This window comes from Corynebacterium minutissimum (genome assembly GCF_016889765.1).
Taxonomy (GTDB): domain Bacteria; phylum Actinomycetota; class Actinomycetes; order Mycobacteriales; family Mycobacteriaceae; genus Corynebacterium; species Corynebacterium minutissimum_B.
The window spans coordinates 1,170,479-1,190,490 of record NZ_CP069533.1; the positions used below are offsets into that span (position 1 = coordinate 1,170,479).

The 20,012-nt window shown below is 59.3% G+C and carries 21 protein-coding genes; 8 read left to right on the forward strand and 13 right to left on the reverse strand.

Annotated elements, in window-relative coordinates:
* Positions 1 to 9: 9 nt before the first annotated feature.
* Positions 10 to 846 carry a PspA/IM30 family protein gene (locus tag I6J26_RS05370; RefSeq protein ID WP_115024006.1) on the reverse strand — a complete coding sequence of 279 codons (837 nt, stop codon included), beginning with the start codon at positions 844 to 846 and terminating at the stop codon, positions 10 to 12.
* 151 nt (positions 847 to 997) lie between these two features.
* Positions 998 to 1,372 carry a thioredoxin gene (gene trxA / locus I6J26_RS05375; RefSeq protein ID WP_115024009.1) on the reverse strand — a complete coding sequence of 125 codons (375 nt, stop codon included), beginning with the start codon at positions 1,370 to 1,372 and terminating at the stop codon, positions 998 to 1,000.
* A 144-nt stretch (positions 1,373 to 1,516) separates the two neighbouring features.
* On the opposite strand from trxA, the gene I6J26_RS05380 reads away from it, so the two are divergent.
* Genes I6J26_RS05380 through I6J26_RS05395 form a run of 4 tightly spaced genes read left to right on the forward strand, consistent with a single transcriptional unit; the run spans position 1,517 to position 5,781 of the window.
* Positions 1,517 to 1,717, forward strand: a complete 201-nt coding sequence (locus I6J26_RS05380; protein WP_115024010.1) for a heavy-metal-associated domain-containing protein — start codon at positions 1,517 to 1,519, stop codon at positions 1,715 to 1,717.
* A gap of 5 nt (positions 1,718 to 1,722) precedes the next feature.
* Complete coding sequence (locus I6J26_RS05385; protein ID WP_115024013.1) at positions 1,723 to 3,942, forward strand: heavy metal translocating P-type ATPase; 2,220 nt, start codon at positions 1,723 to 1,725, stop codon at positions 3,940 to 3,942.
* Between the two features lie 11 nt (positions 3,943 to 3,953).
* Positions 3,954 to 5,288, forward strand: coding sequence for an MFS transporter (locus tag I6J26_RS05390; protein WP_115024015.1), 1,335 nt, complete (start codon positions 3,954 to 3,956; stop codon positions 5,286 to 5,288).
* On the forward strand, positions 5,278 to 5,781 hold the full coding sequence (locus I6J26_RS05395; RefSeq protein ID WP_115024018.1) for a VanZ family protein: 504 nt from the start codon (positions 5,278 to 5,280) through the stop codon (positions 5,779 to 5,781). Before I6J26_RS05390 ends, I6J26_RS05395 begins: the two co-directional genes overlap by 11 nt.
* A 27-nt stretch (positions 5,782 to 5,808) precedes the next feature.
* On the opposite strand, the gene dnaB is transcribed toward I6J26_RS05395, so the two are convergent.
* From dnaB to I6J26_RS05435, 8 genes are all read right to left on the reverse strand, one after another.
* A complete protein-coding gene (gene dnaB / locus I6J26_RS05400) occupies positions 5,809 to 7,248 on the reverse strand; it encodes a replicative DNA helicase (protein WP_115024020.1) in 1,440 nt (479 codons plus the stop codon).
* Between the two features lie 629 nt (positions 7,249 to 7,877).
* Entirely contained in the window at positions 7,878 to 8,330 is a 453-nt protein-coding gene (gene rplI / locus I6J26_RS05405; RefSeq protein ID WP_039672721.1) for a 50S ribosomal protein L9, read from the reverse strand.
* A 46-nt stretch (positions 8,331 to 8,376) separates the two neighbouring features.
* Complete coding sequence (locus I6J26_RS05410; RefSeq protein WP_115024023.1) at positions 8,377 to 8,958, reverse strand: single-stranded DNA-binding protein; 582 nt, start codon at positions 8,956 to 8,958, stop codon at positions 8,377 to 8,379.
* Between the two features lie 63 nt (positions 8,959 to 9,021).
* Positions 9,022 to 9,312, reverse strand: a complete 291-nt coding sequence (gene rpsF / locus I6J26_RS05415) for a 30S ribosomal protein S6 (RefSeq protein ID WP_181815413.1) — start codon at positions 9,310 to 9,312, stop codon at positions 9,022 to 9,024.
* 138 nt (positions 9,313 to 9,450) lie between these two features.
* Entirely contained in the window at positions 9,451 to 9,642 is a 192-nt protein-coding gene (locus tag I6J26_RS05420; RefSeq protein ID WP_115024026.1) for a hypothetical protein, read from the reverse strand.
* On the reverse strand, positions 9,639 to 11,042 hold the full coding sequence (locus I6J26_RS05425) for a glycosyltransferase family 87 protein (protein WP_115024029.1): 1,404 nt from the start codon (positions 11,040 to 11,042) through the stop codon (positions 9,639 to 9,641). The genes I6J26_RS05420 and I6J26_RS05425 overlap by 4 nt, the downstream gene beginning before the upstream one ends.
* A 15-nt stretch (positions 11,043 to 11,057) precedes the next feature.
* Positions 11,058 to 13,295: a transglycosylase domain-containing protein gene (locus tag I6J26_RS05430; protein WP_115024031.1), complete on the reverse strand. Its 2,238-nt coding sequence runs from the start codon at positions 13,293 to 13,295 to the stop codon at positions 11,058 to 11,060.
* A 76-nt stretch (positions 13,296 to 13,371) separates the two neighbouring features.
* Positions 13,372 to 13,752 (reverse strand): DUF5318 family protein, encoded by a 381-nt coding sequence (locus I6J26_RS05435; protein ID WP_239121845.1) that lies wholly within the window; start codon positions 13,750 to 13,752, stop codon positions 13,372 to 13,374.
* A gap of 214 nt (positions 13,753 to 13,966) precedes the next feature.
* On the opposite strand from I6J26_RS05435, the gene I6J26_RS05440 reads away from it, so the two are divergent.
* The 3 genes from I6J26_RS05440 to I6J26_RS05450 all read left to right on the forward strand — a co-directional run bounded on the left by I6J26_RS05440 (position 13,967) and on the right by I6J26_RS05450 (position 16,009).
* Complete coding sequence (locus tag I6J26_RS05440) at positions 13,967 to 14,446, forward strand: MarR family winged helix-turn-helix transcriptional regulator (RefSeq protein WP_115024034.1); 480 nt, start codon at positions 13,967 to 13,969, stop codon at positions 14,444 to 14,446.
* Positions 14,447 to 14,529: 83 nt separating this feature from the next.
* Entirely contained in the window at positions 14,530 to 15,510 is a 981-nt protein-coding gene (locus I6J26_RS05445) for a universal stress protein (RefSeq protein WP_115024037.1), read from the forward strand.
* Positions 15,511 to 15,532: 22 nt separating this feature from the next.
* Positions 15,533 to 16,009 (forward strand): hypothetical protein, encoded by a 477-nt coding sequence (locus I6J26_RS05450; protein ID WP_115024039.1) that lies wholly within the window; start codon positions 15,533 to 15,535, stop codon positions 16,007 to 16,009.
* A 15-nt stretch (positions 16,010 to 16,024) separates the two neighbouring features.
* Here the strand turns inward: I6J26_RS05450 and I6J26_RS05455 are convergent, their stop codons facing one another.
* The 3 genes from I6J26_RS05455 to I6J26_RS05465 form a co-directional block, all read right to left on the reverse strand.
* Positions 16,025 to 16,966: a rhodanese-related sulfurtransferase gene (locus I6J26_RS05455; protein WP_115024042.1), complete on the reverse strand. Its 942-nt coding sequence runs from the start codon at positions 16,964 to 16,966 to the stop codon at positions 16,025 to 16,027.
* Positions 16,967 to 17,261: 295 nt separating this feature from the next.
* The gene (locus I6J26_RS05460) at positions 17,262 to 17,411 is read right to left on the reverse strand and encodes a hypothetical protein (protein ID WP_181815415.1); all 150 of its coding nucleotides are present in this window, start codon (positions 17,409 to 17,411) and stop codon (positions 17,262 to 17,264) included.
* Between the two features lie 214 nt (positions 17,412 to 17,625).
* Positions 17,626 to 19,122 (reverse strand): DUF1846 domain-containing protein, encoded by a 1,497-nt coding sequence (locus tag I6J26_RS05465; protein ID WP_115024044.1) that lies wholly within the window; start codon positions 19,120 to 19,122, stop codon positions 17,626 to 17,628.
* 77 nt (positions 19,123 to 19,199) lie between these two features.
* Between I6J26_RS05465 and I6J26_RS05470 the strand changes: the two genes are divergently transcribed.
* Positions 19,200 to 20,009: an Fpg/Nei family DNA glycosylase gene (locus tag I6J26_RS05470; protein ID WP_115024047.1), complete on the forward strand. Its 810-nt coding sequence runs from the start codon at positions 19,200 to 19,202 to the stop codon at positions 20,007 to 20,009.
* The last annotated feature ends 3 nt before the right edge of the window (positions 20,010 to 20,012 follow it).

Below are 20,012 nucleotides of genomic sequence, written 5' to 3' on the forward strand. Positions count from 1 at the left end.
GGACCTGCACTACTTGGAGTCGCCGCCTTCGGCGGCCTCCGTGGTCTCGGCAGCTTCAGCAGCATCGACATCGTTGCCGCCGGCCTCGAGGGCGTCGGCAGCCTTGTCAGCAGAGCCTGACTCCAGCTCCTTACTCTTAGCCATCTCGGCGCGAATCTCCTCAAGGCGCGAGGATGCCGCCATGTCGTGACCTGCGGCCGCAATCTCCTGAATGCGGTCACCACCGGAGGCACGGTGCAGCTCTTGGGCACCGAGAGCATCAGCGTAGCGCTTCTCAATCTTGGCGCGAACACCATCCAGAGTCGGAGTGGAGCCATCCGGTGTCAGCTCGTTCATGGAGTCGAGCGCCTCGGCATTCTTTTCCTGCATCGCGGCCTGATCAGCCTGAGAGAGAAGCTGGTCTACCTGCGCCAGCTGCTCCTTAAGGCGTGCCTCCGACTGCTGCTGCTGAGCCTTTGCCTGCTCAGCAGCCTTGGTGGCCGCCTCATGCTGGGCCTTGAGGCCTTCAAGCTCCTTCTCCACGGCGACGAGCTGGCTGGCTACAACTTCAGCTGCTTGGTTGTATTCGGAGGCCGTCTGCGGATCCTCAGCCTTCTCCGCCATCTCTAGTGCCCGGCGCGTCTGATCCTGGTAGTCCTTTTGGGACTCCACCAGGCGGTTAAGCTGCATCTCCAGCTGGGACTTGCGCCCAATAATTTCCGCGGCATGCTCAGAAATCTGGCGGTGCTGCTCCTTTGCTCCCTCCACTGCCTGCTGGATCTGGACCTTTGGGTCAGCATTCTCATCGATCTTCTGATCGAAGGATGCCATCACATACTTCCAGCCCTTGCTGAATGGATTAGCCATCGCGCGTACTCCTTCATGCTTCCTGCAGCAGTACTTCCTGCCGCGGTTATGTTGTCAGTCGTTTTTGTTTATGTAGCGCTCAATAAAAAGGCGCTTTCCTGCGAGTGTAGCGATACTCACAGAAAAGCGCGCGTGGTGAACGGCTGAGAATTTACTCAGCCTGCTCGCCCTGCTCCTTCTCCACCTGGGCGCGAACCTCATTCATGTCGAGGGCCTTCACCTGGGTGATGAGATCCTCCAGGGCTGCTGGCGGCAAGGCGCCCGCTTCACGGAAAACCATGATGCCGTCGCGGAAGACCATGAGGGTCGGGATGGACTGAATCTGCAGCTTAGCTGCAAATTCCTGATTGGCCTCGGTATCAAGCTTGGCGAAGGTAGCGTCTGGGTGCTCCTCGGAGGCCTTTTCAAAGATCGGGCCGAAGCGCTTGCAGGGGCCACACCATTCCGCCCAAGCATCGACAAGCGTAATGCCCTCACCTTCGATGAGCTGCTTGAAGCTCTCCTCAGTAATGTCAATCGTTGCCATTGGTCATTCTCCCTATCAGTTCGGGTTCATTCTTAGGTTCTTTCCCACTCAACGGTACACAACCCAGTTCTATTCCTTGCACATATACCCTAGGGGGGTATATCCTCGGGAATGAACCAACACGAGTAGAAGGGACAACATCTTATGGCCACCAAGAACTACACCGTTACCGGCATGACCTGCGGACACTGCGAAATGTCCGTCAAGGAAGAGGTCGGCGACATCGCCGGCGTTACTGAGGTCACCGCTGACCACGCGACTGGCGCAGTTAGCGTCAGCGGCGAAGGCTTCACCGATGAGCAGGTTGCTGCCGCTATTGCAGAAGCCGGCTACGAGCTGGTCTAAGCGCTATGACTGACGTCCTCCAGCCCCACGGCCCCCTTGCCCACCTCGATCTTGGCGTTACCGGGATGACGTGCACCTCGTGCTCCTCCCGAGTCGAGCGCAAGCTCAACAAGATGGAGGGAGTTGAGGCCACGGTCAATTTCGCCACGGAGTCTGCGTCCGTGAGTTATGACCCTGCTACCACTACACCTGCCGATCTCATTGAGGTTGTTGAAGGTGCAGGATACGGGGCCTTCACCATGGGCGGTGAGGACGACACTGAATCCGGGACTACACCGACGGAATCCGCGCGCGATGCTGAAGCCGCCGACCTGCTGCACCGCACGTTCGTATCCGGCGCGCTTTCGCTTCCGCTCATGGTGCTGTCCATGGTCCCAGCCTTGCAGTTCCAGCATTGGCAGTGGGCGTGTCTAGTCCTGGCGACCATCGTTTATATCTTCGGTGGCGCTCCCTTCCATCGGGCCACGTGGGCGAACCTGAAGCACGGTGCCGCCACGATGGACACGCTCATCACCTTGGGCACCACTGCGGCCTACGCGTGGTCACTCTACGCGCTGTTTTTGGGCAATGCCGGAATGCCCGGCATGACCATGCACATGACGCTGCGCTCCAACGACGCCCAGATGGACCACATCTATCTCGAGTCCGTCGGCATGGTCACCACCTTCCTCCTGCTGGGACGGTGGTTTGAGGTGAAGGCCAAGGGGCGTTCCTCCGAGGCGCTGACCAAGCTCCTCACCATGGGTGCAAAGGACGCGACCGTTCTGCGCGGTGAAACCGAAAGCCGAATCCCTGCGTCCGACCTGCGCGTAGGCGACATCATTGTGGTCCGTCCGGGGGAAAAGATTGCCACCGATGGCGTCGTCACCGCCGGCCACTCCGCTGTGGATGAGTCACTACTCACCGGCGAATCCCTTCCGGTCGAGGTCTCCCCCGGCAGCCGCGTTACCGGTGCAACGATCAACGCCTCCGGCCGCCTCGAGGTGCGCGCTACCCGTGTCGGATCCGACACCGTTCTAGCTCAGATGGGCAAACTCGTCACCGACGCCCAGGCTTCAAAGGCTCCTATCCAGCGCCTTGCAGATCGCATCGCGGGAGTCTTCGTGCCCATCGTCATCGCTATCGCACTGCTTACTCTCATCGCGCACCTCGTCGTCGGTGGCGTGGCTCCAGCGTTCGTCGCCGCCGTTGCGGTCCTCATCATTGCGTGCCCGTGCGCCATGGGCTTGGCGACGCCCACCGCGATCCTCGTCGGCACCGGGCGCGGCGCCGAACTGGGAATCCTGATCAAGGGCCCGGAAATCCTGGAATCCACCCGACAGATCGACACCATCGTCCTCGACAAGACTGGCACCATCACCGAAGGCCAGATGTCCGTGACGACGGTGACGCCCGCTGACTCGCCAACTGCCGGCGCCCACACCAAGGATGAGCTCCTGCGCCTGGCCGCAGCCGTCGAAAAGGGCTCCAAGCACCCGATCGCCCGCGCCATTGTCGCCGCGTACGACGGGGAGCTACCCGCCACGGACGCTTTTGAAGAACTGCCCGGCCAAGGCATTGAAGCGACGATCGACGGCTCCCGGATTCGCGTAGGCCGCCCACCGGCCGGCTACCAGGGCACGGGCACGCAGGTCGGTGTCTACGTCGACGGCACGCTCGCTGGCACCCTCGAGCTCCACGATCGCATCAAGGATTCCTCCACGTCCGCCATTACTCGCCTCAAGGAGCTGGGCCTCGAGCCCTACCTCCTCACTGGTGATAACACCAGTGCTGCCCAGGCCGTCGCACGCGAGGTAGGCATCGCAGTATCAGACGTCCAAGCAGAGGTCATGCCTGAGGACAAGGTGGATGCCGTCAAGCGCCTTCAGGCTGAGGGGAAGGTCGTGGCCATGGTGGGCGATGGCGTCAACGACGCCGCAGCCCTGGCCCAAGCGGATCTAGGTATCGCCATGGGCGCTGGTGCCGACGTAGCCATCGAGGCCTCCGACATCACCGTGATGAACAACGACTTAGGCTCGGTGGCAGATTCTGTGCGCTTGGCTCGGCAGACGCTGCGCATCATCAAGGGCAATCTCTTCTGGGCCTTCGCCTATAATATTATTCTCATTCCGGTCGCCGCCTTTGGCCTGCTCAACCCCTTACTCGCGGGCCTGGCCATGGCCTTTAGCTCGGTATTCGTCGTCACGAACTCTCTTCGCCTGAGAAGGTTCGCACCTGCGGAGTAATCTAACTATGCATGAATCGTCTTGATCATCATGCAGTCTCTCGCACGGAGCGGCTTGACCGTCTCCCCGTCACTTCCAAACACAAACGCCTTCTTATCGGCTCTGGTATCGGCTGGGCGCTCGACGCCATGGATGTTGGCCTCATTTCCTTCATCATGGCTGCCCTTGCCGTGCACTGGGGTATTACGCCTACTGAGTCCTCATGGCTGGCCTCCGTTGGTTTCATTGGTATGGCGCTGGGCGCGACCTTCGGTGGCCTACTGGCCGACAAGTTTGGCCGCCGCCACATCTTCGCCCTGACGTTGCTTGTCTACGGCCTCGCCACAGGCGCGTCTGCTCTAGCGACGGGGCTAGTAGCGCTCCTTATCCTGCGCTTCTTCATCGGACTCGGCCTCGGAGCCGAACTTCCCGTCGCCTCAACACTCATTTCCGAGTTTGCCCCGCTCAAGGTCCGCGGACGCCTCGTCGTCTTACTCGAGGCCTTCTGGGCGGTGGGCTGGATTCTGGCAGCGATTATCGGAACGTTTGTCGTCGGGGCGTCGGAAAGCGGCTGGCGCTGGGCACTCGCCCTCGGCATGGTGCCGGCGGCCTATGCACTCTACGTACGCTACAAACTCCCGGAATCCGTACGCTTCCTCGAGTCACAGGGACGCCACGAAGAAGCCGAAGAGGTCGTCGCTTCCTTCGAAGCCGACGTAGATGACGCCAACATCGACCGCACGACGCCCGCCCCGACCTACTCCGAAGAAGACATCACTGCCACCAGCATCTGGTCACAGAGCCTGCGCGGACGCACACTGGCGCTGTGGACTATCTGGTTCTGCGTCAACTTGTCTTACTACGGCGCCTTCATCTGGATTCCATCTCTGCTTGTTGCTGACGGCTTCTCCCTGGTGAAATCCTTCAGCTTCACGCTCATCATCACTCTGGCACAGCTGCCCGGCTACGCCGCGGCTGCCTGGCTCATTGAGGTATGGGGGCGCCGCAGCACGCTGGCTACCTTCCTCGTGGGCTCCGCGTTGTCCGCGGGTCTCTACGGCTTTGCCGGCAGCGAGGCCATGATCATTCTGGCCGGCTGCCTGCTGTCCTTCTTCAACTTGGGCGCATGGGGCGCGCTCTACGCCATCAGCCCCGAGCTCTACCCCACCGCACTGCGCGGCCGCGGAACTGGTGCGGCCGCCGGCTTCGGACGCCTCGCCTCCATCCTGGCCCCACTTATCGTCCCGCCGCTTATCGCAACCGCCGGAGCAGGCTGGCTCTTCGTGCTCTTCGCCACGGCCTTCGCCATAGCGGCACTCGCAGCGCTCAGCCTCCCCGAGCTGAAAGGCACGGCCCTTGCTCAATAAAGTATCCCTTGTCGCATGGATTGCGGTGATGGTCGCGCTCACCACACTCAAGCCCTTTTATCAGATCGGTTACTTGTGGAAGCCGGAAAACCAGCGTGTAAGAGACCTGCGGCTGATACCGCTCGACGAGTTTCTAGGCGGCACCTGGTTCGGCCCGCTTTTTGAGTACGCGGGCAATGCAGCCTTCTTCATTCCCTTCGGCATGCTGGTCTTTGCCCTGTGCCGGTCGATATCTAAGACTGCTGCGTGGGGCTTCGCGCTGAGCCTAGCGCTTGAAACTACGCAGTACGCCTTCGCGCTCGGGCGCACGGATATTGATGATCTCATCTTTAATACCCTGGGCGCACTCATCGGAGCGACCTGTGCCCGCCTCTGTGGCGAGCGTTTCTTCCCGCTGTGGCGATGGCTAGCACTAGCCGCAGCTGCGGTTTTCTTGGTATTAGTTATTCTCGGCCCACGGTTGGGTGACCCCAACGCGGTGGTGGACCTATAGCCCCGGGGCCGTGCTTTCGTCTCCTCCTTAGCCGTGCGCCATATTGACGAACTTGGAGTAGTGCAGCTGGTGGGCCACCTTGACCGTGTCAATCGGACCACCACGGTGCTTGGCCAAAATAATGTCCGCTTCGCCCGCGCGGGGATCATCGCGGTCCTGCGAGTCCGGACGGTAGAGCAACATAACCATATCGGCATCCTGCTCTAGCGAACCGGACTCACGCAGGTCTGCCAGCTGCGGCTTTTTATCCGTACGGGATTCCGGCCCACGGTTGAGCTGCGAAATGGCAATCAGCGGAACTTCAAGTTCCTTGGCCAATAGCTTGAGCTGACGCGAGAATTCCGACACCTCTTGCTGACGAGACTCCACCTTCTTGCCCGAGGACATCAGCTGCATATAGTCCAGAACAATCAGGTCGAGGCCATGTTGCTGCTTAAGGCGGCGAGCCTTGGAACGAATCTCCATCATGGTGAGGTTGGGAGAATCATCAATGAACAACGGCGCGTCCTGGATGCGGTTAAGCGTGTCATCGATCTTGGCCCAGTCCTCTGTGGAGACGCGCCCACCGCGCATATCGGAAAGCTTGACCTCCGCCTCCGCCGAGAGAAGGCGCATCACAATCTCAGAGGCAGACATCTCCAGCGAGAACACCACCGAGGTCTTGTTGTGCTGCAAGGATGCAGAGCGCATGAAGTCCATGGCCAGCGTGGACTTACCCACACCCGGACGTGCAGCCACAATGATCATCTGTCCAGCGCGCAAGCCGTTGGTGAGGTTATCGAGGTCAATGAACCCTGTGGGGACGCCAGATTCCACGCCATTTTGCTGGAGGGCTGCCAGCTCATCAATCGTGGGATCAATGAGGTCCGTCAGCGCGCGGTAGTCCTCTGTTGTCTTCTTCTGCGCTACCGCGAAGACTTCCTGCTGGGCGCGATCCAGCACCGATTCGATCTCGAGGTCTTCAGAACCCTCGAAGCCCAACTGGACCACACGCGTTCCAGCGTCGACAAGCTTGCGCAGCACTGCCTTCTCCGCAACGATCTCCGCGTAGTAGCGAGCGTTAGCAGCCGTTGGCACCGTGGCCAGCAAGGTATGGAGGTACGGGGCACCGCCGACACGATCCAGGTTGTTGTAGCGGTCCAGGCGGGAGGCCACAATCACGGCATCGATATCCGTACCTGCGGCATACAGGTCAATCATGGCCTGGTAAATGAGCGTGTGGGCCGGGTAGTAGAAGTCCTCTGGTTCGAGCTCCTCGATGACTTCCATGACCGTGTTGGGGCTCAGGAGCATCGCTCCGAGCACGCCCTGCTCTGCTTCGCGGTCCGCAGGAGGCTGGCGGAATTCTCCGTAGCGCTGTGGCTCCTCCGGGCGTGAGCGATCACGCCGAAAAGAGCGGCGCGGCTCCTCCTCCGACGGCTCCGGCGGAAGCGGTACAGAGTCGTCATCAAAACTAGCGCTAGTCATTGTCATCAGCCCCCGGGGTGCTCGTTAAACCTACAAATTCAGCGCGCTGATTCTCCACTCTTGCTTGCTCAGCACGAGGGATACGCGCGGAGTACACAACAGTCTAGTCGAGGTCCCCGACACTCCCCCTTGGGCATAACTTCCAGAGTTATCCACAAACGGCTGTGGAATTACCAGCTCAGCACACCGAACTGTTGCGAAGCCCAAGGTCACGGCTGTGGATAACTTCCCAAGCCCGCGACCTGCACATATAATAACTGCAGGTCAAAGTAGGTTTTCAGCAGTGTGAAAATCTGCACAAAACCAGTGGAAAAGTACGACTATAAGCCCGAAATCCCCGCTACCAGCAGGTTAACAGACCTGCCTGCACGTAAACTCACCGTGAACAGCCAACCAAGTTATCCACAGGTTTCCGGAGTTATCCACATTTGTCCACAACCCCCTAGCTAAGGTGCGCAGACAGGAAAGCGGACAAGAAAACAGCCCACAGGCCGCGCCTCCTCCACCACCTCACATAGTGGGAGAAGCACGGCCTGTGGGCTTTGCTGTTGTCAGTGGGTCTGACCTGCGTCCACTCGCCACGCCTCACACGTGGGATGGACGGAGGAGACCGTCGTGCGCCTTAAGTCTTAGGCAGCGACGACCGAGAAGTTCACCTTGCCGATGACGTCAGCGTGCAGCTTCAGCTCGACTTGGTAGTTGCCGGTCTTCTTGACCAGGCCCTTAGGAAGCACAACGATGCGCTTGTCCAGCTTCGGGCCGCCAGCGGCGGCAACGGCGTTCACGATGTCCTCAGCGGACACGGAGCCGAAGAGCTTGCCGGACTCGGAGGTCTTCACAGAGACGGTAACGTCCTTGAGCTCCTCCAGCTGGGTACGGATCTCGCGTGCATGATCCAGGTCGCGGATCGCACGAGCATCCTGGGCACGCTTGATGCCCTCGATCTGCTTTTCAGCGCCGCGGGTGGCAACAATAGCCAGGCCACGCGGAAGCAGGTAGTTACGTCCGTAGCCGTCCTTAACCTCTACAATTTCGCCGGGGGCGCCGAGGTTCTCAACGGCAGCGGTGAGGATCAGCTTCATGATCCCTGCCTTTCAATTGAGTTAAATGAATACTTGCGTGACAGTCTTAGAACGGGGGTTCTGCATCCGCACCACCAAAGCTTCCTGCCTGGGGTGCCGAATTCCACGGGTCGTTACTCGGAGAAGATTGCTGCTGGGACTGCTGCGGGGCAGAAGACTGGGACTGGTTTCCGGAGAAACCACCCTGGTTGTTTCCACCGCCGTAGTTGCCGCCACCTTGCTGCTGGCCGCCGCCGTAGTTGCCACCATTTCCGCCGTTAGCGGACTTGCGGGTGACTTGTGCGGAAGCGTAGCGCAGGGACGGTCCCACCTCATCGACCTCAATCTCGAAGACAGTGCGGTTGTCGCCCTCACGGGTCTGGTAGGACCGCTGGCGCAGACGGCCAGTGACAATAACGCGCATGCCCTTGGTCAGGGTCTCCGCAACGTTCTCTGCGGCTTGGCGCCACACGTTGCAGGTGAGGAACATGGCCTCGCCGTCCTCCCACTGAGAAGTCTGCTGGTTATAGCGACGTGGGGTGGAGGCAACGCGGAAGTTTGCTACTGCGGCACCCGACGGGGTGAAGCGCAGTTCCGGGTCAGCAACAATATTGCCGACAACCGTAATGTTGGTATCTCCCTGAGCCATGTCTTTACTCCTTAAATATCGGTTACGCGGATTCGTGTAGAAATGCTCGAAACCCAGTATCCGTTATTTGCTGTCGGTGCGCAGAACCTTGGTACGCAGAATGGAGTCGTTCAGGTTCAGACGACGATCGAGCTCGAGAACCGAGTGGGACTCGCACTCCAGGTTAACGACGGCGTAGATGCCCTCTTCCTTCTTGTTGATCGGGTAGGCAAGACGGCGCTTGCCCCACACGTCAACCTTGTCGACTTTGCCGCCATCCTTGCGGATTGCTTCGAGGAACTTATCCAGGGACGGGGTTACGGTGCGCTCATCCTGATTGGGATCCAGAATGATCATGACTTCGTAGTGACGCACGGACCTCATCACCTCCTATGGTCTAGTAATTGGTATCGGCCATATCACCTTTGCGGATATGGCAGGAGGGTCTGTTGCGTCAAGCAACCCCCACACAGTACCGCACTGACCGGCGGAAAAGAAATCACTCGCTCGGTCTTACATACCGTTGGTCGTTGCCGCAAAGAAAACAGCGGTACTCGCCGGGATGACAGTGAGGAAAAGGAGAGCCAACAACCCAAGGACGAGAGGCCACGTCCGGTTCTCAGATCGCTGGAATAGGTAGTAGGCCGTGGTTACGCACAAGAAGCCCAAAACGATAGACACTATGCCCACGATCGTGATGATCATTTCCTAAATCCTCCAGCGAGGGGATCGCGTCCGCCATGGGCCGCACGGACTTTGTCCTCGGACTTGCCCCACATTTGGCGGATGACCAGCACGCCAATGGCAATGATGAAGGCATCGCGCGTGATAACTGCCAGATCCAGCATCTCGTGCGGCAGGGCCTTGTTTTCTGAGCCGAGCATGTGCCACATGAGGATGGGCCACACGAGGGCGTCGGCAAGCGCCCAGCTCAGAATGAGACGCCACCGCGGCAAAGCCAACACTGCCGGTACCACGAGCCACAGAGAATACTGCGGCGACCACACCTTGTTGAAGATGAGGAAAGCCATGATGATGAGGTAGACCAGCTCCGCAACGCGCGGCGTACGCGGCGCCTTCAAGCCCAAGAGGGCGATGCCTGCACAGCACAGCAAGAACGCCACCAAAGAAAAGGTGTTGAGGAACTCCGGCGAAAAGTTGAGGTCCGTCGTGCGGTTGATCAGCGCATAGATCGTGGTCCACTCAGCACCGCGCTCCTGGTTAAGGCGGAAAAATTCGCGCCATGCATCCGGATACATCACCGCCACCGGAAGGTTGACCACGACCAACGTGACAATCGTGGAGAGGAACATCGTGATGAACGGAGCCCACCGCTTGTTGCGGATGGCCAGGACCAAGAAGGCGCCGAGGATGAACAGCGGCCACAACTTGAAGGCCGTGCCCAGTCCAATAAGAACACCGGCCAGCAGGTTCTTGCGTTTCGTCACCGCAAGGAGAGCGCCCACCATAAACGCGACGGAGGGGATGTCCCAGTTCGTAAAAGCGTGAATAACAACGAGGGGGCTAGCCGCGACGAGAATAGTGTCCCACGCGCGGTTTCCGGTGAGCTGGAAAACCATAACGATGACGCCCACCCAGATGAGAGCCATCACCAAGGCAGTCAGGCCGAAGTACCAGCTGACCTCCGCCATACCGGTCCACTCCACCGCTGCATAGGTGTTGCGCGCCAGCCACCCGACGGCCCCTTGGAAAAGGCCAGCAAGCACGGGGTACTCCATGTAGCGGGTGAGGTCACCTTCGACCCAGGAGTAGGCGTAGGGAAAGCCCGGCTCGTCAAGACCGCGTCCGCCGTACAGCGGGACGATGTCGTTGTAGCAGAAAGAGGTGTACTGGCGGTTGCCATCCCAGTTAAGGCTGATGGTTCCATCGTCACCCCGGCGGCTGCCAGCACACGTGGCCTTGCTCAGAAAACCGAAAGCCAGGAAGGTCCACGCCAAGGTGATGATGACGCGTAGCGGCGTCCACCACCCAGCATTACCGGAGCGGGCAAAGCGGCCTGTGCGCCCACCCAGGGCGTCGACCGCACTCAGCGCTAGCGGTTCGGAGGAGAGGGGTACAAGCTGTTGAGTTTTCTGCTGACTCACCGGGGGATCTGTCTCCTACTGACCAAGAAGTTGATTAAGTCCGTCGTCGATCAATTCATCAATCGACGGGGAATCCGGTTGGGCGGGTTGTTCCGGCTGAGCAGGCTGTTCAGGCGGTGCTGGGGCATCGCCCCCACCTCCGTCGTGGTTCTCACCGTCGTGGTTCTCACCATCATGGCTTTCGCTGTCTTGGCCTTCATCGCCGTTCTCGGTGGCCTCCTCGGGGGCCGCTGGGGCCTCCTGCCAGGTCTGGGTCTGGCTCGGGTCGTAGGTATAGCCAGAACCCCAGCTGCCGACGCCGTAGTTGATGGGATAAGCCTGCGGGAAGGCCTGCTGCTCGACGTCAGCAAGCGAGGTGTCCAAGATGGACTTCCAGATCTTCGTCGGCGAGTTGGAGCCGTACATGATGCCGCCCCACTGATTAAAGATTGCGGAGGTGTTGTCGGCCGTGCCTACCCACACTGCTGTAGCCAGCTGCGGCGTGGAACCGACCATCCACGCATCCTTGTTCTGGCCCGTATCGCCCAGCTGCGTCGTACCAGTCTTGGAGGCAGACGGGCGTCCGCCAGCTAGCGCACCATTGGACCATGCGGCAATTGGCTGCATCGCGGAGATCACGTTGTTGGCCACGTTGGCGGAGACACGGCGTTCACCGCCGTCGGTCGGGTTCTCGTAGAGGACTTCGCCGGCAGCGTTTTCTACCTTTTCCACGAAGTGCGGCTGATGCCATATGCCTTGGTTGGTCAAGGTGGCCATTGCCGTCGCTATATCGAGCGGACGCGACTGGTACTGGCCCAGCACGATGCCCTCGTACGGCGTTCCACCATTTTCAGTGAGGGTCTTTTCAATCCCCGGAAGACTGCGCGGCACGCCCAACGCATGCGCCATATCCGCGGTGTCCTGCGTCTTGTTTTCCAAGTCATCCTGGAGGCGCAGGAAGGACGTGTTATAAGAATTCTTCATTGCCTCAGCGATGGAGCAGCTACCGCAGCCGGCACCCACGTCGTTGGTCACGAGCTGCGATCCAGGCAGCTGGTAGGGCGCCGAGGAGTAATAAGTATTGAGATCGATGCCCTGCTGGAGCGCTGCGGCCAGGGTCATAATCTTGAAGGTTGAACCTGTCTGCAGCGGGGAATTGGCATAATCCCAGCCGCCAGAATCATCGCCGCCATAGTAGCCGCGCACGGCACCCGTAGCCGGGTCAATGGTGACCGCCGCTGCACGTGCATCTTCCTGCAGCACTCCCAGCTCTGCATGAGCAGCATCCGTCGACGCATTCTGGACGGTCATATCAATGGTTGTCGTCACCTTCAGGCCACCAGTGGCCAGCTGATCCTCGGTGATGCCCACACGGGACAGCTCATCGATGACCTGGTTCTTGATGTGGCCATAAGCGCCTGGCGCTTCGGTGTAAGCGGAATACTCAGACGGATCGCGAGTTTCCGGGAAGACCAACTGATCGCGTTCAGCCTGATCCAGGTCACCCATCTCAACGAGGCCATCCATGACGTAGTCCCAACGAGCATGAGAACGTTCCTCATCTACCCACGGATCAAGGACAGACGGTGACTGGATAACGCCCGCGAGCAGCGCGCCTTCTTCCTTCGTGAGGTCCTTGGCGTCCTTGTTGAAGTACGCGTTGGACGCCGCTTCAATGCCATAGGCGTTGCGGCCAAAGTAGACGGTATTGAGATAAGCGTTGAGGATTTCCTCCTTGGACCACTCATTCGTCATCTTCACGGAGTAGATGAGCTCACGAATCTTGCGGACATAGGAGTATTCGTCACCCACCAGCGTGTTTTTCACATACTGCTGAGTAATGGTGGAGCCACCACCGGCGCTGCTATCGCCGGTAAGCTTGCCCAACACAGCGCGGCCGAGGCCGGTAAAGGAGAAGCCAGAGTTGGTCCAGAACTCGCGGTCTTCCGCAGCCAGAACCGAGTCCTCAACATAGTCTGGAATCTCTTCTAAGGTAACTTGGCGGCGGTTGCCTTCTGGCGGCACGAGCTTAGCCAACTGCGATTCACCATCGCGGGCAACGATGGTAGAAATCTGGCTGGGCTGCAACTCTTTGGAGTCGGGGACGTCGTACTGCGTATAGGCGTAGCCAAAAAGGGCCGCAGGTACGGCCACGATTACGAGCAGGACAACGAGCACAATCCATGGCCACCTGCGTTTTTGGCGGCGTCCGTTGTCGGAGCTCTTCTTCCTGTGGCTACTTGGCTTTCGCCGAGACGTTTCCTTTTCGGTCACTGATCCGTGTCCTCATCAATCCTGTACAGAAACTGTAAATACATGCAGCTTACCGGCGTGAACTGGGAAGCCAAAACTACCCTAAAGCATAGACCGTGGCGGCCCGAAGGAGATGATTCCAACGGCACGCCGGACATACCTCCACCGCATGGACCGTAAACTCCAGCCCCTCAGCCACCAGATCCGCAATCTCCTGCTCGCTGCGTGCGCTCCCCGCACGACGCCCCAGGCAATCGCCATAGACCCAGCGTGTGAGGCGCACTTCGTGCCCACAGATGGGGCAGGACTTATGCATATCGACGCCATGGTGCTCCGCCGCGGCGCGAAGGAGGAAATCGGCGTCGCAGAGCTCGTCACGGCTCATCCGGCCCGCGCGAAAATCACGCAGATGCTGGGCGCGTTCCCACTCATAGGAGACCTCGTTGCGATAGGCCACTGTTGTTACTTTCGCCGACACCTGAATACCTCCTTACTAAAACTCATCCTTACCAATACTCATCGCTGGCTACGACGCCGCATCTACCCGATACATTTTAGTAGGGGCTGCGACAACAATCTACGGGCCTACTCCCATAGAAGACTGGGAAGGTGTAAGCGATTCACGCTGCAAAACTAAACTTTTCAGCAAGCTAACTACCATTAGGGCACATAACTCACTAAACTTACTTTCCATGAGTGAAGAAAATATCGAATCCCCCGTACCGTACGAGGACGCCCTTGATGTTGCCCGCCAGATTCAGCCCGCACTCAACAAACTTATGTTGATTTTCCAGCGCACCACGGAGGGCACCTCCCTGACCACCTCCCAGGTGTCCATCATGAACCAACTCCGCCTGCGCGGCCCTTCCCGCGTGAGCACCATCGCCCAGGCAGAGCTGATCCGTATGCCCACCGCATCTAATGCCCTGTACCAATTGGAACGCCATGGTTTTGTGGAGCGTCACCGTGACGAGAAGGATCGCCGCGGTGTTCTCGTTGCCCTTACCCAGCTGGGCGAGTCCGAGCTGACCATCGTCTCTCGCCAGCGTGCGGCCGCTTTGGCGGAGATTCTGCGATGGCTGGAGCCGGAGGATATCAAGGATGCCGACTCCCTCGTGAACCTGATCTCCAAGCTGGCGGATGTCTACCGCCCCATCATGGAAGGAAAATAGACCTTAGAGGAGGCCTTATGCAGATTTTATTTTAAGGCCGGAGGGGTCGATAATGGAATAAACAACCCCGACACGTGTACTGAATGGTTAAGAAATCTTCACGCCCCTCTCCGGGGCTCGTAACATCAGAGGACTCACTCCCTCCGGTCCGCATCCTCGTATCCTGGAGCCCCAATTCCGCCGGCACGGAGGCTATTGACTTTGCCGCGTGGATCGCGCGCACCACGCCTACGCAGATCCGCGTCGTTTCCACCATCTCGCAACCGCTGACGGTCACCTCCTTAAGCAAGCTCAGCGGTTCCTATAAGAAGTGGTTCAAGAAGGAACGCGCTGCCTGCGAAGAGGCTGTCCGTGACGCCTTGAGTGCAGCGGGCGTGCACAAATCCCAGTGGGATAAGGACGTGTCTGTACTCGTCGCCGGCCCCTCCCGCCCACAGCTCTTGGAGGAGATGGCCCAAGAGTTCGATGCCCATGTCATCTTGTTGGGTGCCAATCAGTCCGCGCCGAAGGGCCGATTCTTCTCCGGCTCCACGGCGGATGCCCTCCTTCACTATTCTCCGCTTCCTGTCGGCTTGAGCCCGCGCAGCATTAAGCTTTCCAAGCACGGGGTCACGCGCATCAACTTCGCGTTTACCGACCGCGGCGCCGATGACGACCCAGCACTCCTCCGCGCTGCATACATGGCCCACCGCACCGGGTTACCTCTGCGGGTTCTGGCGTTTTCACCGGAGGGGCTTATCGACGTCCCTCTGGACTACTCCCCTACTTTCCCCAGTGACGCCCCCAATTGGCGCGAGTACTCGCTCTCCCTCTTGGACCGCGCCCACGATTTTATTGCGGACGCCTTCCCGGATCTTGAGGTCACCACGGCCATCGGCAACGGCAATGGCTGGTCCGGCGCAGTGGACTCACTCAAGTGGAAGAAGGGCGACCTTCTCTGCTTGGGCTCAGCGCCCATGGGTCCCTTCGCTCGCGTCTTCATAGGAAGTACCGCCACTGAACTTCTTCCACACGTGGGTGTGCCTGTACTGGTGTGCCCGACGGGCCCGGGTCCTGAGTCTTAGTTCACGCGTTAGACTGCACATCATGGCAGCTGAGCATCCTGAAAACGACCTGACGTCGGACGCGGACTACGCTAACCTGCGCCGTCCTGAGCCGCAAAGCTTCGACGAGCTGGCCGACGCCCCCGATCCCCTCACCATAGCCAAAGCCAACCGCCGCTCTTCGCGCCAGGCGCTCTGGTTCATGGTGGCTATCCTTCTGGGCTCGGCACTGTATGCAGTGCTCCTCGCTGGCATTTTCAAGCTCGCTGGCCCCGACACCAACTGCCACCCGGCGGCCTATGCCTCATGGTTGTGCACGAAGACTCAGCGAACCATTTTTGCAACCACGACGATGATCATCCCCTTCGCGGGCATGATCGGCTGCGCCGTCATCATGGTGCGCAAGCTCAAGGCGTATCTGCGCTGGCGCGGGTGGATGGCCATTTTCTGGGTCATGGCCGGCAACTTCATGCTCTGGGGCATTAACGATATTCAGATTCTCCTAGCCCCGGAACTCTAGCCCCTCCCCGCGCTTTTAGCTCTGCTTCTGGGCAGTCGCTACCTCCTTGGCGACCTCCGCGCAATCCTCGCGCCCACAATGTTGCGTCTCTGTGTGCTGGATGCAGTCATCACAGATGAGCACCTGTTGACGGCACGTGTCCTCGTTGATGCAGTTGTGGAAGGTATTGGTGCCCTTGCCACAGTGCACGCAGTGGCCCAGCTGGATAAAGCCTGGATCCTCAATCCCCTGGCCAAACTCGTGGTGCATACGCTTATCGAAGACATACATCGAGCCTTCCCACAGGCCATCATTGCCGTACTTTTCGCCGTAGCGCACGATGCCACCGTCAATTTGGTAGACCTCGTTGAAGCCACGATTCTTCATCAGCGACGACAAGATTTCGCAGCGAATGCCACCGGTGCAGTAGGAAACGACCGGCTTATCCTTCATCCAGTCGTACTTGCCGGATTCCAGCTCAGCGATGAAATCGTGCGTGGTCTTCACGTCGGGGACAACGGCATTTTTGAACTTGCCGATTTCCGCCTCCATGGCGTTGCGGCCATCAAAAAAGACGACCTCCTCGCCGCGCTCCTCGACGAGCTTGTTGACTTCCTCCGGCTTCAGGTGCACGCCACCGCCGACCACACCATTCTCATCCACCTTGAGCTCACCCGGCGCGCCAAAGGCCACGATCTCATCGCGGACCTTGACTGAGAGGCGCGGGAAGTCATCCGCGCCACCCTCCGACCATTTGAACTCCATCTTCTTGAAACCCGGATACTCGCGAGTCTCGCGCACGTAGCGCTTACAGGCATCCATGTCACCGCCGACGGTGCCGTTGATGCCGTGCTCCGAGATGAGGATTCGGCCCTTAAGCCCGAGCTTCTCGCACAGCGAGCGCTGCCACAACATAATCGCGGTGGGGTCCTCGATGGGGGTGAAGCAGTAATAGAGGAGAATCTTGCCAATAGTCACGCCCGCAAGTCTAGGCCTGCTGCGAAGTAAAACCCCAATCTTTCCTGACTAAAGCACGCTCTGGCGATAAATCCCCGATTCCAAGCTTCTCTAGCCATCGCTGGGCTTCAGGATTCAACAGACCGTGTCGATGCAGCACCACGGTAAAGGCACCTATTTCGATTTTGAATTGTGGTTACGGCAGGCCATGCTGCTTCATTGCCGCTTGCATTCGGCGAATACAACTCCTTGGTTTTCTGCGATTGTTCCTTTGTCTCTTGCCGGAACATAGGACAATGTCTTAGCAATGAATTGATTACGAGGCAGTATTCCAGACGTCCTTGTTGAGTTTTCCTACCGCTGCTTTAGCCTCACAGTCATTGTCATCACTACCTTGCGCACGCAGGCGTTGGACAATCGCGTTGATATCTTCATCACTGAAGTTTTCGGCATTCCATACCGTCACTGCACGCGCCTCCCACAGCTATTTTCTTCACTTTAAAACTGACGCCCCTGACTTTTTACAGTGAGAGCACATTTTTAATAAGTGAGGAGTTCACTTTTATCACTGAGGACATCACTTTGATCAGTGAACCGCCTCATTTTCAGAGTGAGCTACAGAAATAGCAAAGTGTATGCAGCGAGGTCGACGCAGGACGACGGGTTGGCCCCTACAGGCCTTAACGCTTCTGGTACAGCGCGCTCTTGCGGGCAAAGACCGGATCGGAGGTCACGAGCACGCCGAGGTTGCGGAAGATACCTTCATCCACAGACCCCAGGATGGTGGTGGTGTGGACGTCGCAGCCCTGCAGTTCCTTCAATGCATCGAGGGCGCGGCGCGCATTCTCATCCTTCGCAGCGGAGACTGACAGGGCGATGAGCACCTCATCGGTGTGCAGGCGCGGGTTTTTCGAGCCCAAGTGCTTGGTCTTCAAAGTCTGAATCGGCTCGATGGACTCCGGTGAGAGCAAGTGCAGCTCGTCGTCGATGCCGGCCAGGTGCTTCAGCGCATTGAGCAGGGTAGCCGCCGAGCAACCCAGCAGAGGGGAGGTGCGGCCGGTGATGATGGTGCCGTCGTGAAGCTGCAGCGCCGATGCGGGACCTTCGGTCTCCTCTGCCTTCTGACGTGCCGGCTCCACCACGGGGCGGTCGGTGGCCTTAATGCCGGCCTTCGCCATAATCACAGCCGCGCGCTCAGACTGCGTATTGTCGAGTCCGTTGCGGGCCTCTTCCACCAAGGTCTTGAAGTAACGGCGGATGATCTCCTGCCGGGAGGCCTCGCGGCAGACTTCGTCGTCAGTAATGCAGAAGCCCACCATGTTCACGCCCATGTCCGTCGGGGACTGGTAGGGAACAGTTCCGGTGAGGCGCTCCAACAGGGACTTGAGCAGCGGGAAGGCCTCGACGTCACGGTTGTAGTTCACCGTGGACTCACCGTGGGCAGAGAGGTGGAAGTGGTCGATGACATTCGCGTCATTAAGGTCCACCGTGGCAGCCTCGTATGCCAGGTTCACCGGGTGATCCAGTGGCAGGTTCCAAATAGGGAAGGTCTCAAACTTGGCGTAGCCGGCCTGCACCCCGCGGAGGTTCTCGTGGTACACCTGCGACAATGCCGTGGCCAACTTACCGGATCCCGGGCCCGGCGCGGTCACCACGACGAGGTCACGGGACGTCTCCACATAGTCGTTCTTGCCCAGGCCCTCGTCGGAGACAATGAGATCAATGTTGGAGGGGTAGCCGGGGATGATGCGGTGGCGCGCCACCGTCAGGCCTAGGCGCTCCAAGCGCTCGATGAAGGCCTCCGCCTGACTATTTCCTTCCTCCAACTGGGTCATGACGATGTTGTTGACCAGGAAGCCACGGTCCCGGAAAACATCGACAAGCCGCAGCACATCATCTTCATAAAGGATGCCCAGGTCACCGCGCATCTTCTGGCGCTCAATGTCCTTGGCGTTGATGCACACGAGGATCTCTACGTCATCCTTGATGCGCTCCAGCATCGCAATCTTGTTATCCGGCGTGAAGCCGGGCAGCACGCGGGAGGCATGCATGTCATCAAAAAGCTTGCCACCCATCTCGAGGTAGAGCTTCCCGCCGATGTCCTTGCGCCGAGCGTTAATGTGCTCCGACTGCAGCTCAATGTATTTTTCACGGTCAAAACCGAGTGCGCGCCCCATAATATTTAGGCCCTTCCGTTCAACGGGTAGTACCCGGAAAGTCTACAGCAGCACAGCCCCCGCGTAGACTTCCTGACATGCCTGAGGGACACGTCATTCACCGCCTTGCCCGCACACTCAATGCGGACTTCCGCACTGCCCCGCTCGCCGTGAGCAGCCCCCAAGGCAGGTTTGCCACGGAAGCAGCGCTTGTCGACGCCTCCCCACTCACCCTCGCCGAAGCCTTTGGCAAGCACCTCTTCCTCCACTTCGATGCCGAAGATCCACGCCACGTCATCTACATCCACCTGGGCCTCATCGGTTCACTACGCTTCGAGCCCTCTGCTGATGTGTGGGGCCAGATCCGGCTGCGCCTCGACAACGGCACTACCGCCACCAACCTGCGCGGACCGCAGTTCTGCACTCTTATTACCGAGGAGGAATACCAGGCCAAGGTGGCGAAGGTGGGCCAGGATCCACTCCGCGCCGACGCCGACCCAGACTCCCTGTGGGCCCGGGTGCACGCCTCGAAACGCAGCATCGGTGCACAGCTCATGGACCAAGCCCTCTTTGCGGGCGTGGGCAATATCTACCGCGCCGAGGCCCTCTTCCGCCAGGAGCTTTCCCCCTTCATCCCCGGCAGCCAGCTCGACCGCGCGGAATTCGACGCCATCTGGGCGGACCTGGTGGAACTCATGGACTACGGCGTGGAGCACGGTCGCATCGATACGGTCCGCGAAGCCCATACCCCGGCGGCCATGGGCCGCGAGCCCCGCAAGGATGACCACGGCGGCGAGGTCTACGTCTACCGCCGCGCCGGGCAGCCCTGCCATGTCTGCGGCACGGAGATACAGGAGAAGGTCATGCAGGGCCGCAACCTCTTCTGGTGCCCTACCTGCCAGGGCTAGACT